At 72.9% G+C, this 13,677-nt stretch carries 16 protein-coding genes; 5 read left to right on the forward strand and 11 right to left on the reverse strand.

Features of this window, described 5'->3' with window-relative positions; translation table 11 throughout:
* Positions 1–8 precede the first annotated feature (8 nt).
* The 3 genes from AB0E83_RS28915 to AB0E83_RS28925 form a co-directional block, all read right to left on the reverse strand.
* Positions 9–1,694 (reverse strand): polyamine aminopropyltransferase, encoded by a 1,686-nt coding sequence (locus tag AB0E83_RS28915; protein WP_362118129.1) that lies wholly within the window; start codon positions 1,692–1,694, stop codon positions 9–11.
* Positions 1,695–1,767: 73 nt separating this feature from the next.
* Positions 1,768–2,286 carry a DUF2617 family protein gene (locus AB0E83_RS28920; RefSeq protein WP_362118132.1) on the reverse strand — a complete coding sequence of 173 codons (519 nt, stop codon included), beginning with the start codon at positions 2,284–2,286 and terminating at the stop codon, positions 1,768–1,770.
* 498 nt (positions 2,287–2,784) lie between these two features.
* Complete coding sequence (locus tag AB0E83_RS28925; RefSeq protein WP_362118135.1) at positions 2,785–2,970, reverse strand: hypothetical protein; 186 nt, start codon at positions 2,968–2,970, stop codon at positions 2,785–2,787.
* Positions 2,971–3,084: 114 nt separating this feature from the next.
* On the opposite strand from AB0E83_RS28925, the gene AB0E83_RS28930 reads away from it, so the two are divergent.
* Positions 3,085–4,272: a pyridoxal phosphate-dependent aminotransferase gene (locus tag AB0E83_RS28930; protein ID WP_362118138.1), complete on the forward strand. Its 1,188-nt coding sequence runs from the start codon at positions 3,085–3,087 to the stop codon at positions 4,270–4,272.
* 63 nt (positions 4,273–4,335) lie between these two features.
* On the opposite strand, the gene AB0E83_RS28935 is transcribed toward AB0E83_RS28930, so the two are convergent.
* A complete protein-coding gene (locus AB0E83_RS28935; RefSeq protein ID WP_362118141.1) occupies positions 4,336–4,869 on the reverse strand; it encodes a YbjN domain-containing protein in 534 nt (177 codons plus the stop codon).
* 105 nt (positions 4,870–4,974) lie between these two features.
* Between AB0E83_RS28935 and AB0E83_RS28940 the strand changes: the two genes are divergently transcribed.
* Positions 4,975–5,427 carry a hypothetical protein gene (locus AB0E83_RS28940; protein WP_362118144.1) on the forward strand — a complete coding sequence of 151 codons (453 nt, stop codon included), beginning with the start codon at positions 4,975–4,977 and terminating at the stop codon, positions 5,425–5,427.
* A gap of 7 nt (positions 5,428–5,434) precedes the next feature.
* Here AB0E83_RS28940 and clpB read toward each other — a convergent pair whose 3' ends face one another.
* Positions 5,435–8,020, reverse strand: a complete 2,586-nt coding sequence (clpB, locus tag AB0E83_RS28945) for an ATP-dependent chaperone ClpB (protein ID WP_362118177.1) — start codon at positions 8,018–8,020, stop codon at positions 5,435–5,437.
* Between the two features lie 123 nt (positions 8,021–8,143).
* Between clpB and AB0E83_RS28950 the strand changes: the two genes are divergently transcribed.
* Positions 8,144–8,548, forward strand: a complete 405-nt coding sequence (locus AB0E83_RS28950; RefSeq protein ID WP_362118147.1) for a TIGR03618 family F420-dependent PPOX class oxidoreductase — start codon at positions 8,144–8,146, stop codon at positions 8,546–8,548.
* A 104-nt stretch (positions 8,549–8,652) separates the two neighbouring features.
* On the opposite strand, the gene AB0E83_RS28955 is transcribed toward AB0E83_RS28950, so the two are convergent.
* Positions 8,653–8,973: a (2Fe-2S)-binding protein gene (locus tag AB0E83_RS28955; RefSeq protein WP_362118150.1), complete on the reverse strand. Its 321-nt coding sequence runs from the start codon at positions 8,971–8,973 to the stop codon at positions 8,653–8,655.
* Positions 8,970–9,242 (reverse strand): hypothetical protein, encoded by a 273-nt coding sequence (locus AB0E83_RS28960; protein WP_362118153.1) that lies wholly within the window; start codon positions 9,240–9,242, stop codon positions 8,970–8,972. The genes AB0E83_RS28955 and AB0E83_RS28960 overlap by 4 nt, the downstream gene beginning before the upstream one ends.
* A 146-nt stretch (positions 9,243–9,388) precedes the next feature.
* Here AB0E83_RS28960 and AB0E83_RS28965 point away from each other — a divergent pair, with 146 nt between their 5' ends.
* Both AB0E83_RS28965 and AB0E83_RS28970 read left to right on the forward strand, forming a co-directional pair.
* The gene (locus AB0E83_RS28965) at positions 9,389–10,351 is read left to right on the forward strand and encodes a helix-turn-helix transcriptional regulator (RefSeq protein WP_362118156.1); all 963 of its coding nucleotides are present in this window, start codon (positions 9,389–9,391) and stop codon (positions 10,349–10,351) included.
* On the forward strand, positions 10,348–10,824 hold the full coding sequence (locus AB0E83_RS28970) for a hypothetical protein (RefSeq protein ID WP_362118159.1): 477 nt from the start codon (positions 10,348–10,350) through the stop codon (positions 10,822–10,824). Before AB0E83_RS28965 ends, AB0E83_RS28970 begins: the two co-directional genes overlap by 4 nt.
* A gap of 60 nt (positions 10,825–10,884) precedes the next feature.
* Here AB0E83_RS28970 and AB0E83_RS28975 read toward each other — a convergent pair whose 3' ends face one another.
* The 4 genes from AB0E83_RS28975 to AB0E83_RS28990 form a co-directional block, all read right to left on the reverse strand.
* Positions 10,885–11,334: a helix-turn-helix domain-containing protein gene (locus AB0E83_RS28975; protein WP_362118162.1), complete on the reverse strand. Its 450-nt coding sequence runs from the start codon at positions 11,332–11,334 to the stop codon at positions 10,885–10,887.
* 4 nt (positions 11,335–11,338) lie between these two features.
* Positions 11,339–12,514 carry a molecular chaperone DnaJ gene (gene dnaJ / locus AB0E83_RS28980; RefSeq protein WP_362118165.1) on the reverse strand — a complete coding sequence of 392 codons (1,176 nt, stop codon included), beginning with the start codon at positions 12,512–12,514 and terminating at the stop codon, positions 11,339–11,341.
* Positions 12,515–12,547: 33 nt separating this feature from the next.
* A complete protein-coding gene (gene grpE / locus AB0E83_RS28985; RefSeq protein WP_362118168.1) occupies positions 12,548–13,192 on the reverse strand; it encodes a nucleotide exchange factor GrpE in 645 nt (214 codons plus the stop codon).
* On the reverse strand, positions 13,189–13,677 hold a 489-nt coding region (locus tag AB0E83_RS28990), incomplete at its 5' end, for an Hsp70 family protein (protein ID WP_362118171.1). The genes AB0E83_RS28990 and grpE, both read right to left, overlap by 4 nt.

Raw genomic sequence — 13,677 nt, forward strand, 5'->3', positions numbered from 1 at the left:
GCCGCGGCTCAGTGGCCGTACCGGGGGTGGACCAGCGTCGAGGGCGGCAGCCCGTCGATCCGGGTGCGCTCGGCGCGGCGGGCGGCGGCGGGCAGGTCGCGGGGGGCGAGGGAGCGGAGCCGGGGGGCGTCCGGGGCGAGCCCGAGGGCGGGCGGCCGGCTGCCGCGGACGGCGAGCAGGAAGCCCCAGTCGTCGGGCTCCCGGCGGGTGCCGTCGGCGCGGCCGGCCCGGTCGGGTCCGGCGGCGAAGCCGGGGGCGCGGCCGCCGGTGCTGTACGGCCGGGTGGCGTAGCCGGCGGCGCGCAGGGTGGCGTCGGCGGTCCAGTAGGCGCGGGGCCGGTCGAGGGCGGGCCCGGCGTGCACGACGAGCCGGCCGCCGTCGGCGAGGACGCGGGCGGCGAGGCCGTAGAACTCCTGGGCGTACAGCTTGGTGCTGGGGGTGATCCCGGGGTCGGGCAGGTCGGAGATCACCACGTCGTACCGTTCCTGCACGCGACCGGCGGAGCTCCTCAGCCAGTTGAAGGCGTCGGCGTGGACGACCCGCACGCGCGGGTCGCGGAAGGCCTGCCCGTTGAGCGCGGCGAGCGCCGGGTCGGTGCGGGCGAGCCGGACGACGCCGGGGTCGATCTCGACGACGGTGACGGCGCGGACGCCGGCGTAGCGGAGCACCTCGCGGGCGGCGAGGCCGTCGCCGCCGCCGACGACGAGGACGCGCGCGTGCGGCCCGTTCATCGCGGGGTGGACGAGCGCCTCGTGGTAGCGGTGCTCGTCGTCGCCGGCGACCCGCAGCCGGCCGTCGAGGTAGAGGTCGGGCGGGCCCTCGCGGCCGCCGGTGACCACGACCTCCTGGAGGTCGGTGTGGACGGCGACCCGCACCCGCTCCCCGTACACGGCCCGGCGGGCGGCCTCCTCGAAGTCGTCGACGAGGACGGTGGCGGTGGCGAGCACGCCGAGGACGGCGAGGTTGACGCCGACGACGAGGGCGCGGCCACGCGCGGTGAGGTCGCGGCGGAAGAACCACAGCACCAGCGCGGCGCCCGCGACCGCGTTCACCGCGCCCGTGACGAGGGCGCCGGTGAGCTGGCCGAGCCAGGGCAGCAGCAGGAACGGGAAGGCGAGGCCGCCGACGAGCGCGCCCACGTAGTCGGCGGCGAAGAGGTCGGCGACCGTGCCCGCCGCGTCGTCGGGGTCGCCGGCCGGGGCGGGCCGCCCCGCCCGGCCCGGCCGGCCGGTGGAGACGGACCGTTCCGGCACCCGCTGTATGAGCGACATCAGCAGCGGGATCTCCGCGCCGATGAGCACCCCGATGGAGAGCGAGAAGGCCACCAGCACCCCGCGCGACTCGCCGAGCCAGGCGAAGCACGCGTACAGCACCAGCGCCGAGGTGCCGCCGATGAGCGCGAGCGCGCCCTCGACCAGGCCGAAGCCGACGGCGGCACGGCAGCGCAGCCGCTTGGCGAGGAGCGAGCCCAGGCCCATCGCGAAGACCATCACGGAGAGCACGACGGACGCCTGCGTGACCGAGTCGCCGACCAAGTACGAGGCGAGGGCGACGAGTTCGAGTTCGTAGACGAGGCCGCAGGCGGCGCAGACGAAGACGACGGCGAGGACCGGCCACCGCACCGTGTCGCGCGGCCGCGGCGGCGGCCGACGACGCACCCTCGTGGGTGGCAGGGTCACGGTGGGGTCGGTCATGCCGTAACGCTACGTCACGACCCCCTCGCCCCTTGTCACCCACACGAGTGCACCTGGGCCGAATGGGGGCGCGTCAGAGCGCGGCGGGCATACGGGCGCCGATCCTGGTGCGGGTGACCACGAGCTGGCCCTCCTGCGGATAGGCGTGCCAGGTCCGCCAGCGCACCTGGCCCTCGTGGCGCTGCGCCAGCATCGCGGTGAAGGCGTGCGGCGAGCCGGGGAAGGTCCCGGCCAGGCCGTGGGGATGGTCGGCGACCAGCGCGAGCAGCTCCTGCGCCCGGCCCGCGAAGGAGCCCTGCGAGAGCGTCTCGACGCGCGCGGCGAATTCGTACTCCCATTCGCCGACGCGCTTGGAGACGCCGAGCGGCAGCGGGGTGCTGCTGCCCGGCATGCAGGCGACGGTCTCCGAACAGCTGCGGCCCTCCTCCTCCAGAAGGACCTGGTGGGAGGCGCCCAGAAGTCTCAACTGGAGCTTGGCGCCGGAGAGTTCGAGGTCGAGCACGGCGAGCGCGGGCAGCGGCTCGCGGCCCAGCGCCCAGGCCAGGTCGGCCGCGCGCGTGTCGGTGTAGGAGGTCTTCAGGGTGGTGAGCATGGGTCGGCTCCGCAAACACGGTTTGACGGGTGGGCCGGGGGCGCCCCGGAGAGGGTTTCAACGGGAGTGGGGATCGCCGGCTCGGGTCCACACACGGTCCGAGGGCTGTCTCTGTCAGGAGCGAGAGAACCATGGACGCCGGACGACTCGCAGCCTTTTTACCCAACTTGCTGTGGTTTCCATCCCCTTCGGGGACCTTTCAGTTCACTTGTTCAAGCGAAATCGATCGCCGAGCGATCGGCGGGGCCGCCGGAGAACACCAATCCCGCCCCGTCCGGGGCCTATTGACCCGTCACTCCCCGCAGCCGCCGCCGTCACCGCCTTCCGACCGGCCGCCCGCTCCGCCGCCCTTCCGGAAGCCGGCGATCACGCCCCGGCCGCCCGATCCGCCACCGCCCCGCCGGAAACCGGCGATCGCGCCCGGGCGACCGTGACCGCGCGGCCCACCGGGCGCCGGAGGGAGTCGCGCACCGCCCCGGCGCCCCCGCTCCGGCCCCGTCAGTCCCCGCCGCCGCCACCGCCACAGCCGGAGCCGCAGCTCGAACCGCAGGAGCTCGAACCGCCGCAGCCGCTGCCGCCGCCCGACCAACCGCCGCGCCGCCGCCGCTTCTTCCCTCCCGTGGCGCCGGACACGATCATGCCGACCACCACCACGATCACGAACAGCGTGATCAGGAATCCCATCGTCATCGACCCCCGTACGGCGGCACCCTGCCGCCTCCGCACGGGGGATTCCCGCTCCGCGCCGCCGCCAAAGCGCACTTGAGGAAGTCCAGAGCTTCGGCCCAGGATGACCGCATGACGCGACTCAACCGCCGGCTGGCCGAGTTCGGCACCACGATCTTCGCCGAGATGTCCGCGCTCGCCGCCAGGACCGGGGCGATCAACCTCGGTCAGGGCTTCCCCGACACCGACGGCCCCGAGGAGGTGCGCGAGGCCGCGGAACGGGCCGTGCGCGAGGGCCTCGGCAACCAGTACCCGCCCGGCCCCGGCGTCCCCGAGCTGCGCACCGCGATCGCGGACCACCAGCGCGCCCGCTACGGCCTGGAGTACGACCCCGACACCGAGGTCCTGGTCACGGCCGGCGCCACCGAGGCCATCGCGGCGAGCCTGCTGGCCCTGGTCGAGCCCGGCGACGAGGTGATCGCCCTGGAGCCGTACTACGACTCGTACGCCGCCTGCGTCGCGATGGCCGGCGGCACCCGCGTCCCGGTCACCCTCCGCCCCCACGGGGACCCCCGCGGCGGAGCCGCCGACGGACGCTTCGTCCTCGACCTCGACGAGCTGCGGGCCGCCGTCACCCCCCGCACCCGCCTGATCCTCCTCAACACCCCGCACAACCCGACCGGCACCGTCCTCACCCGCGCCGAGCTGACCGCCGTCGCCGAGCTGGCCGTCGAGCGGGACCTCCTCGTCGTCACCGACGAGGTCTACGAGCACCTGGTCTTCGACGGCGCCGAGCACCTGCCGATCGCGACCCTGCCCGGCATGCGCGGGCGGACCGTCACCATCGGCTCGGCCGGCAAGACGTACTCCTTCACCGGCTGGAAGGTCGGCTGGATCACCGCGAGCCCGGAGCTGACCGCCGCCGTCCGCTCGGCGAAGCAGTTCCTCACCTACGTGTCGTCCGGGCCGTTCCAGTACGCGGTCGCCGAGGCCCTGCGCCTGCCCGACGCCTACTACGACGGGCTGCGCGCCGACCTCCAAACCAAGCGGGACCTGCTGAGCGAGGGGCTCGCGCAGGCCGGCTTCGCGGTCCACCGGCCGGCCGGGACGTACTTCGTCACCACCGACATCCGGCCCCTCGGCACCGCCGACGGCTTCGCCTTCTGCCGCTCGCTGCCCGAGCGGGCCGGGGTCGTCGCCATCCCGAACGCCGTCTTCTACGACGACCGGGAGGCCGGCGCGCCCTTCGTCCGGTTCGCCTTCTGCAAGCGGACCGACGTCCTCCAGGAGGCGGTGGACCGGCTCAAGCGGATGGCCTGAGACGCGCCGGAGGCCGGGCCCCCGGGAAAGGGGGCCCGGCCTCCGCGTGCCGGGGGACGGGGCTCAGGCCTCGTCGCCGCCCTCGGTCTTCTCCTCCGGGGAGGCCAGACCGAACTGCTCGACGATCCACTTGTCGAACTCGATGGAGGCACGGACCCAGCTCACCGTGGAGGAGACGAAGTGCTCCAGGGCGACGCCGGTGCCGATCAGCATCTGCGCCTCACCGATGAGACGGAGGGTGGCGGAGCCGTCCTCCTCCTCGTGCAGGTGGGTGTAGACCTTGGGCCACAGGGTGCGGCGGTTCCAGTCGTCGATCGCGTCGAGGATCCTGGCGCGGTCGTCGGCCGAGTGCGGACGGTCGTAGAACGTGCGCACCGAGAACACCTGCTGCTCCGCCTCGCCGCGGAACATGAAGTACGTGCGGAACTCCTCCCACGGCGCCGCGAGGTCGCCCTCGTCGTCGACGACGTACTTCAGCTCCATCTGGTCCAGGAGCTGCTTCACCAGGTCCTGGTCGGGGACGACGGGGCCCGCCGGTCCTGCCTGCGGCTGGGGCTGTCCACCGAAATTCGGAATCGAGGACGGGTCGATGCTCACCGTGTATTTCCCTTCGTACGGATGTCGCCATCCTCCCCCATCCCGGCCGGTCCGTGGCAAGCCCCGCCGGGGCGGATCCGCTGCGGGCTGACATGATCTGCCCCCATGGGGGACACGAGGGAGCCCGTGAGGGACACGCCGGGGAAGCCGTACCGCCGCTGGGTCTGGATCCTGGCGCTCGTGGGGACGGTCTGCGCCGTGCCGCTCGCCTTCCTCGCCTGGGGCGCGTACTCGCTGGGCCAGGCGGGACGGGAGCAGACCGTGGACTGCGGGAAGGCGATGGAGTTCGCCCGGGCCCGGCTGCCGGAGAGCGCCGTGGACGCCCGCTGCACGGGCACGCACTGGCAGGACACGCTCGTCGAGGTGGACTTCCGGATGCCGGCGGCGGAGGCGGGCACCTGGCTGGAATCCGCCTATCCGAAGGGCGAGCCGCCGTACTCCTGCGGGAAGGACCTGTGCCGGAAGGCGTCCTTCGACGAGCAGCTGTACGTCGACGTGGAGGTGGCGTACGAGGACGGCGGCACCGCCCTCGTCCACCTCCGCGCCTTCGACGTGTAGCCCCGTCCTACTGCGCCGCGCCCACGATCAGGCCGTCCTCGAAGCGGTCCACGCGGACGGTGTCGCCGTCCCGGACCTCGCCGGCCAGGATCTCCTTGGCGAGCCGGTCGCCGATGGCCGTCTGGATGAGGCGGCGCAGCGGGCGGGCGCCGTACGCGGGGTCGTTGCCCTCGTCGGCCAGCCACTCCAGGGCCTCCGGGGTGACCTCCAGGGTGAGCCGGCGGTCGGCGAGCCGCTTGGCGAGCCGGTCGATCTGGAGCCGCGCGATCCGGCCCAGCTCGGCCTTGTCGAGCGCCGAGAAGACCACCAGGTCGTCGAGCCGGTTCAGGAACTCGGGCTTGAAGCTGGCCCGGACGACCTCCAGGACCTGCTGCTTCTTCTCCTCGTCGCCGGTCAGCGGCTCGACCAGGAACTGGCTGCCCAGGTTCGAGGTGAGGATGAGGATGGTGTTGCGGAAGTCGACCGTGCGGCCCTGGCCGTCGGTGAGCCGGCCGTCGTCGAGGACCTGGAGCAGGATGTCGAAGACCTCCGGGTGCGCCTTCTCCACCTCGTCGAGCAGCACGACGCTGTACGGGCGGCGGCGGACCGCCTCGGTGAGCTGGCCGCCCTCCTCGTAGCCGACGTAGCCGGGGGGCGCTCCGACCAGGCGGGCCACCGAGTGCTTCTCGCTGTACTCCGACATGTCGATGCGGACCATGGCCCGCTCGTCGTCGAAGAGGAAGTCGGCGAGCGCCTTCGCCAGCTCGGTCTTGCCGACGCCGGTGGGGCCGAGGAAGAGGAAGGAGCCGGTGGGCCGGTCGGGGTCGGCGATCCCGGCGCGGGTGCGGCGCACGGCGTCGGAGACGGCCCGGACGGCCTCGGTCTGGCCGATCAGCCGGCGGCCCAGCTCGTCCTCCATGCGGAGCAGCTTCTGGGTCTCGCCCTCCAGGAGGCGGCCGGCGGGGATGCCGGTCCAGGCGCCGACGACGTCGGCGATGTCGTCCGGTCCCACCTCCTCCTTGACCATGGTGTCCTTCTGGACCTCGCGCTCGGCCTCGGTGGCCTCCGCCAGCTCGCGCTCCAGGGTCGGGATCTCGCCGTAGAGCAGCTTGGAGGCGGTGTCGAAGTCGCCGTCGCGCTGGGCGCGCTCGGCGCGGCCGCGGGTCTCGTCGAGCTTCTCCTTCAGCTCGCCGACGCGGTTGAGGGACTGCTTCTCCTTCTCCCAGCGGGCGGTGAGGCCGCGCAGCTCCTCCTCGCGGTCGGCGAGGTCGCGGCGGAGCTTCTCCAGGCGCTGGACGCTGGCGGGGTCGGTCTCCTTGGCGAGGGCCAGCTCCTCCATGCGGAGCCGGTCGACGGAGCGCTGGAGCTCGTCGATCTCCACCGGGGAGGAGTCGATCTCCATGCGGAGCCGGGAGGCGGCCTCGTCGACGAGGTCGATGGCCTTGTCGGGGAGGAAGCGGGAGGTGATGTACCGGTCGGAGAGGGTCGCGGCGGCCACCAGCGCGGAGTCGTTGATCTGCACCTTGTGGTGGGCCTCGTACCGGCCCTTGAGGCCGCGCAGGATCGCGACGGTGTCCTCGACGGACGGCTCGGCGACCAGGACCTGCTGGAAGCGGCGCTCCAGGGCGGGGTCCTTCTCGATCCGCTCGCGGTACTCGTCGAGGGTGGTGGCGCCGACCATGCGGAGCTCGCCGCGGGCCAGCATGGGCTTGAGCATGTTGCCGGCGTCCATGGCGGAGTCGCCGCCCGCGCCCGCGCCGACGACGGTGTGCAGCTCGTCGATGAAGGTGATGATCTGGCCGTCGCTCTCCTTGATCTCGGAGAGGACGGTCTTCAGCCGCTCCTCGAACTCGCCGCGGTACTTCGCGCCGGCGACCATCGCGCCGAGGTCCAGGGAGACCAGCCGCTTGTTCCGCAGCGACTCGGGGACGTCGCCCTTCACGATCCGCTGGGCGAGGCCCTCGACGACGGCGGTCTTGCCGACGCCGGGCTCGCCGATGAGGACCGGGTTGTTCTTGGTGCGCCGGGAGAGGACCTGGACGACCCGCCGGATCTCGTGGTCGCGGCCGATCACCGGGTCGAGCCGGCCCTCGCGGGCGGCGGCGGTGAAGTCGGTGCCGAACTTCTCCAGGGCCTTGTACGAGCCCTCGGGGTCTGCGGTGGTCACGCGGCGGCCTCCCCGGGCCTTCTCGAAGGCGTCCTGGAGCCGGCGGGCGGTGGCGCCCTGCCGGTCGAGGACCTGGCCGGCCTGGCCGCCCCTGGCGGCGGTGCCGATGAGCAGGTGCTCCGTGGACAGGTACTCGTCGCCGAGCTTCTTCGCGCGCTCGGAGGCGTCCGCGAGGACGGCCAGCAGCTCGCGGTTGGGCTGCGGCGGCGCGACGGTCGCGCCGGTCACGCTCGGCAGGGCGGCGAGCAGCCGCTCGGCCTCCGCGCGGACGGCGGCCTGGTCGGCCTCGACGGCGGCGAGGAGGTCGGTGATGTTCTCGTTGTCCTGACCCTCCAGCAGCGCGAGCAGAAGGTGCGCGGGGGTCAGATCGGCGTGCCCCTGGGACACGGCGCGGCTGCTCGCCGCGTTGAGCGCGTCCCGGCTCCTGTTGGTCAGTTCGGCGTCCACGTGCGGGGTCTCCTCCTGGTCGTTCGTCCTTCTCCACGTACGGTGACTCATATAGCGTACATAAAGTTGAGTCTATTCCGCTCAAGGTGTCGGGGACGGGCCGGACGGAGGTAGTTTCCGGGCATGGCGACTGACCCGAGGAACCCCACGGACTCGTATCTCAGCTTCTGGCGCGAGTACCACATGTGCACGCTGACCACCCCGCGCCCGGACGGCACCCCGCACGTGGTGGCCGTCGGCGTCACGTACGACCCCGAGAACGGGCTGGCGCGGGTCATCACCAACAAGCACAGCCGGAAGGTCGCCAACGTCCTCGCGGCCGGCCCGGACGGGGCGCGGGTCGCGGTCTGCCAGGTCGACAAGGGCCGCTGGGCCACCCTGGAGGGCGTCGCGCGCATCCGCACGGAGGCGGAGGCCGTCGCCGACGCGGTGGCGCGCTACGCGGACCGCTACGGCCGCACGCCCACGCCCAACCCGGACCGGGTCGTCATCGAGATCGCCCTCACCCGGGCGATGGGCCGCGCCTGACCCCGGACGCGGAAAAGCACAACGGCGCCATCGCGTTTCAGGTCCGCGACGGCGCCGTTGTGTGGGGGAAGCACCTGAGCGATCTACAACGACGGGGGCATCGCTCAGGCACTGCGGGGGGTGGCGGTGATGGTCTCGGGCTCGATCAGCCGGTGGTCCCGCTGATCGAGGTTGACGAAGATCATGCCGTACCGGATGGCACAGCGGATCGGCTGCGGGGCGCCGCGCGGACGCCTGAGGCACCGGTAGGCCCGGACGTCCTCGTCCTGTTCCCGCGCGACGACCACAGGTTCTCCGAACAGGGTGATCTTCAGCGAGTCGCCACGGTGGGGGATGGCCGTGACGAGATCGACGAAGTGCCACCCGGACCGGTAGGCCGAAGCCATCTCCCTGCGGAAGACCCGGTCGTCCGGAGGGACGGTCATGCGCCGAGGTCCAGCGGAGCGGAGTCCCACGTGGGCTCCCGCTCGCCGGCCGGAGCGACGTCCCACGTCGGCTCGCCCACACCGAGGGCGAAGTCCCACGTGGGCTCCCGCTCCGCGGCCGGAGCGACGTCCCACGTCGGCTCGCCCGGAGCTGCGACGACGTGCGCGGGCGGAGCGTCCCACGTCGGTTCGCCGTCGAGGGCGAAGACACCGACAGCAGCCGCGGCAGCGAAAGCTATGGCGCCAAGTGCACGAACCATCCTGGTCATGGCCGATCTCCACCTCTTTTGATCACTACCTCCCCCGCGTCCAAAACGATGACTCACACCGATCCCTTCTGCCACCACTGCCAGGCATCATGTTCCTGTAATTCAAGACCCTGAGGGGGGCCCACATGGTGTCAATACGGGAGGGAATGGACACCGACCATCTCCCGGGAGAGCCGTGCGATGCCGGAAAAGCCCGGTACGCCGCCGCTCTGCGCGCGGGTCGGATAGCCCGCGAGGAGCTCGCCGGCGACCCGTGCCTCATCGAACTGGCCCTCGTCCGCACCGATCCCGACGACGTGCGCTGGCTCCGCCCCGTGCCGCCGTCGGTCGCCCTGAACAAGCTGGTCCACCCCATCGAGCAGGAGATCCAGCAGCAGCGGCAGCGGGCCCTGGACCTGGCCGACGCCTTCGAGCCGTTCATGTCGATCAGCACCCCGGACCCCTCCGCCGTCCAGGCCATCACCGTCCTGGAGGGGCTCGATGTCATCAACGACACCCTCGACCGCGTCCTCGACGAGTGCACCGAGGAACTCCTCACCATCCAGCCCGGCAGCGGCCGCAAGCCCGAGGTCGTCCAGGACGGCCTGCGCCGCGTCGAACCCCTGCTGGAACGCGGCATCCGGATGCGCACCCTCTACCAGCACACCGCCCGGCACCACTCCGCCACCATGGGGTACGTCGAGCGGATCGGGCCGTACGGCCTGGAGGTCCGCACCCTGGAGGAGATCGTCGACCGGCTCATCGTCGTCGACCGCAGGGTCGCCTTCGTGCCCGCCCGCACCGACCGGCGCGTCGCCCTGGAACTGCGCCACGAGGGCCTCGTGCGCTATCTCGTGGGCGTCTTCGACCAGTTCTGGCTCTACGGCGTCCCGTGGGAGGAGGAGGTGCCCTACACGCCCTCCGTCGACGGCGTCAGCGGCATCCAGCTCTCCATCGCCAAGCTCCTCGTCGAGGGACACGTCGACGAGGCCATCGCGCGACGGCTCGGGATGAACGTGCGGACCTGCCGGGCGCACATCGCCAAGCTCGCGGCCACGCTGGGCAGCGGGAGCCGGGCCCAGCTCGGCTACCTGATCGCCCGCTCCGGCATCCTCGACCGGGAGGGATGACCGCCGTGCACGCCCACGTGGCGCTCGACGGGGCCGCCGGGACCCTGCGGGTCTCCGGGGCCGGGCTGCCCGTCGTGGAGCTCGTCCGCGCGGCCGGGACGCCCGCCGACGCCCACGTCCCCGTCGGCACCCGGAAGGCCGCCCTGCTGACGCTCACCGTCGACGGCGCGCCCGCCGCGATCCGTCCGGCCCGCGGGCGGCTGCTGCGACGCTCGTACCGGGTGGACGTCCGCGCCGGCGGCGTCCGGTACCGGCTCGTGCCCTGCTCGTACGAGGAGAGCCGGCTCAGCCGGGACGGGCGGCGGATCGGCACCCTGGCCTCCAGCGGCGACGGACGGGTCACCGACACCTGGGAGATCCGGCCGGCCCCGCTGGACCTCGCCGTCGGCACCGCGCTCGCCGCCGCCTTCGGGACCGGCGCCGCGCCCTGGTGGGAGACGCTCGGCGACGTCCTCGGCGAGCTGCTGGGCTGAACGCGGCGGGCCCCGCCACGGTGACGTGGCGGGGCCCGCGCGCGGAGCAGGTCCCGGGCGCTAGTGGTCGCGCTTCGGTGCCGGGCGCCAGACGACCAGGGCGCTCGCCTGCTGGACGTCCTGGTAGGGGACCAGGTCGCGCCGGTAGGAGGCGTGGACCTGGGCCTCGCGCTGCCGCATCGCGGCCGCCGCGCCCTCGACGGCCGCCGAGAGCTCGGCGACGCGGGACTGGAGCGCCGCGACCTGGTTCTCCAGCTCGATGATGCGCTTGATGCCGGCCAGGTTGATGCCCTCGTCCTGCGACAACTGCTGCACCTGGCGGAGCAGTTCGATGTCGCGGGCCGAGTAGCGCCGGCCCCGCCCGGCCGTGCGGTCCGGGGAGACCAGGCCCAGGCGGTCGTACTGGCGCAGGGTCTGCGGGTGCAGTCCCGACAGCTGGGCCGCCACCGAGATGACGTACACCGGCGTCTCGTCGGTCAGTTCGTACGGATTGCGTCGGCGTCCTTCCACCGCGTCACGCTCCCTTCGCCGCCTGGAACAGCTCCGCCCTGGGGTCCGTGGAGGCGGTCGCCTCCCGGTAGGTCTCCAGCGCCTCGCGGGCCTTGTCGTCCAGCTCCTTCGGCACCGCGACCTCCACCGTCACCAGCAGGTCGCCGCGCGTGCCGTCCTTGCGGACCGCTCCCTTGCCGCGGGCGCGCATCGTCCGGCCGTTGGGGGTGCCCGCGGGCAGCTTGAGCGTGACCGCGGGTCCGCCGAGGGTCGGGACCTTGATCTCGCCGCCGAGCGCCGCCTCCGTGAAGGAGACCGGCACCGTGACGGTGAGGTTGTCGTCCTTGCGGCCGAAGACCGGGTGGGCGTCGACGTGCACGACGACGAACAGGTCGCCGTGCGGCCCGCCGCGCTCGCCCGGGGCGCCCTTGCCGCGCAGCCGGATCTTCTGCCCGTCGGAGACGCCCGCCGGGATCCGGACCTGCATGGTGCGCGAGGACTTGGCCCGGCCGGAGCCCTTGCAGACCTCGCAGGGGTGCTCGGCGATCAGACCGCGGCCCTTGCAGTCCACGCACGGGTCGGTGAGCGAGAAGGACCCGCTGCCGCCGCGCGAGACCTGGCCGGTGCCGACGCAGGTCGGGCACACCCGGGGCGTGCCGTTCTTGTCGCCGGTGCCGGAACAGGCCGTGCACGGCTGCTGGCTGGACATCCGCAGCGGCACGGTCGCGCCCTCGATGGCCTCGGTGAAGCTGAGGGTCACCTCGGACTCGATGTCCTGGCCCCGGCGGGGCTGGGTGCGGCCGGCCGCGCCGCCGCCGCGGTTGAACAGTCCGCCGAAGACGTCCCCGAGGCCGCCGCCGCCGAAGCCGCCGGCGCCGCCCTGGGCGCCGCCTCCGAAGAGGTCGCCCAGGTCGAAGTTGAACGAGCCGCCGCCCCCGGGACCGCCGGCGCGGAAGCCGCCGTTCCCGAAGAGCGCGCGGGCCTCGTCGTACTCCTTGCGCTTCTTGGGGTCGCCGAGGACGTCGTTCGCCTCGGAGATCTCCTTGAAGCGCGCCTCGGCGCTCGCGTCACCCTTGTTGGCGTCCGGATGGTTCTCGCGCGCGAGCTTCCGGTACGCCTTCTTGATCTCGGCCTCGGTGGCGTCCTTGGGGACGCCGAGGACCTTGTAGTAGTCCTTCTCGACGAAGTCCTTCGTGTTCATCGACGTCCCTCCTCCCGCGTACGGGTACGGCTCCTACTCGCTGTCCTTCTCGGACGTGTCGGACGTGCCGGAGTCCTCCGGCTCCTCGGCCTTCGCCTGGGCGCCCGGCTGGGGCTCGGCGACGGCCACGCGGGCGGGCCGGATGGTCCGCTCGCCGATCCGGTACCCCGGCTGCAGGATCGCCACGCAGGTCGTCTCGGTGACGTCCGGCGCGTACGAGTGCATGAGGGCCTCGTGGATCGTCGGGTCGAAGGGCTCGCCCTCCTTGCCGAACTGCTGGAGCCCCATCTTGGCGACGACGGTCTCCAGCGACTCGGCGACCGACTTGAAGCCGCCCACGAGCTCGCCGTGGTCCCGGGCCCGGCCGATGTCGTCGAGGACCGGGAGCAGGTCGGACAGGAGGCCCGCGACGGCGATCTCCTTGACCGTGACCCGGTCCCGCTCGACCCGGCGCCGGTAGTTCTGGTACTCGGCCTGGAGCCGCTGGAGGTCGGCGGTGCGCTCGGAGAGCGCGGAGCGGACCTGGTCCAGCTGGGCGGTGAGGCCGGCGTCGGCCTCCTGGGTGCTGTTCGCGTCCCCGGCCGGGGCCGCCGTGTCCTCGGTGGACTCGGCGGCCTCGGCGGCGTCGCCGGAGGGGACGTCGGGCTTCTCCTCGAAGCCCGGGGTCTCCTCGCTCACGCCTGACCGTCCTTCTTGGGCTCGTCGTCGACGATCTCGGCGTCGACCACGTCGTCGTCGGCCTTGGCCTGGCCCGCGTCGCCGCCGGCGGCCTGGGCGGCCTGGGCGTCGGCGTAGAGGGCCTGGCCGAGCTTCTGGGAGACGGCCGCGACCTTCTCGGTGGCGGTGCGGATCTCGGCGTTGTCCTCGCCCTTGAGCTTCTCCTTCAGCTCGGCGACGGCGGCCTCGACCTCGGCCTTGACGTCACCGGGGACCTTGTCCTCGTTGTCCTTGAGGAACTTCTCGGTCTGGTAGACGAGGTTCTCGCCCTGGTTGCGGGCCTCGGCGGCCTCGCGGCGGCGGTGGTCCTCCTCCGCGTACTGCTCGGCCTCCTGGCGCATCCGGTCGACCTCGTCCTTCGGCAGCGAGGAGCCGCCGGTGACGGTCATCTTCTGCTCCTTGCCCGTGCCCAGGTCCTTGGCGGTCACGTGCATGATGCCGTTGGC

The organism is Streptomyces sp. NPDC035033, from assembly GCF_040636735.1.
GTDB lineage: Bacteria > Actinomycetota > Actinomycetes > Streptomycetales > Streptomycetaceae > Streptomyces.

Bases quoted from the DNA above. Each gene is read 5' to 3' on its own strand.
- AB0E83_RS28915 (WP_362118129.1), bottom strand. From the start codon at position 1,694: ATGACCGACCCCACCGTGACCCTGCCACCCACGAGGGTGCGTCGTCGG.
- AB0E83_RS28920 (WP_362118132.1), bottom strand. From the start codon at position 2,286: ATGCTCACCACCCTGAAGACCTCCTACACCGACACGCGCGCGGCCGAC.
- AB0E83_RS28925 (WP_362118135.1), bottom strand. From the start codon at position 2,970: ATGGGATTCCTGATCACGCTGTTCGTGATCGTGGTGGTGGTCGGCATG.
- AB0E83_RS28930 (WP_362118138.1), top strand. From the start codon at position 3,085: ATGACGCGACTCAACCGCCGGCTGGCCGAGTTCGGCACCACGATCTTC.
- AB0E83_RS28940 (WP_362118144.1), top strand. From the start codon at position 4,975: ATGGGGGACACGAGGGAGCCCGTGAGGGACACGCCGGGGAAGCCGTAC.
- AB0E83_RS28950 (WP_362118147.1), top strand. From the start codon at position 8,144: ATGGCGACTGACCCGAGGAACCCCACGGACTCGTATCTCAGCTTCTGG.
- AB0E83_RS28955 (WP_362118150.1), bottom strand. From the start codon at position 8,973: ATGACCGTCCCTCCGGACGACCGGGTCTTCCGCAGGGAGATGGCTTCG.
- AB0E83_RS28960 (WP_362118153.1), bottom strand. From the start codon at position 9,242: ATGACCAGGATGGTTCGTGCACTTGGCGCCATAGCTTTCGCTGCCGCG.
- AB0E83_RS28965 (WP_362118156.1), top strand. From the start codon at position 9,389: ATGGACACCGACCATCTCCCGGGAGAGCCGTGCGATGCCGGAAAAGCC.
- AB0E83_RS28970 (WP_362118159.1), top strand. From the start codon at position 10,348: ATGACCGCCGTGCACGCCCACGTGGCGCTCGACGGGGCCGCCGGGACC.
- dnaJ (WP_362118165.1), bottom strand. From the start codon at position 12,514: ATGAACACGAAGGACTTCGTCGAGAAGGACTACTACAAGGTCCTCGGC.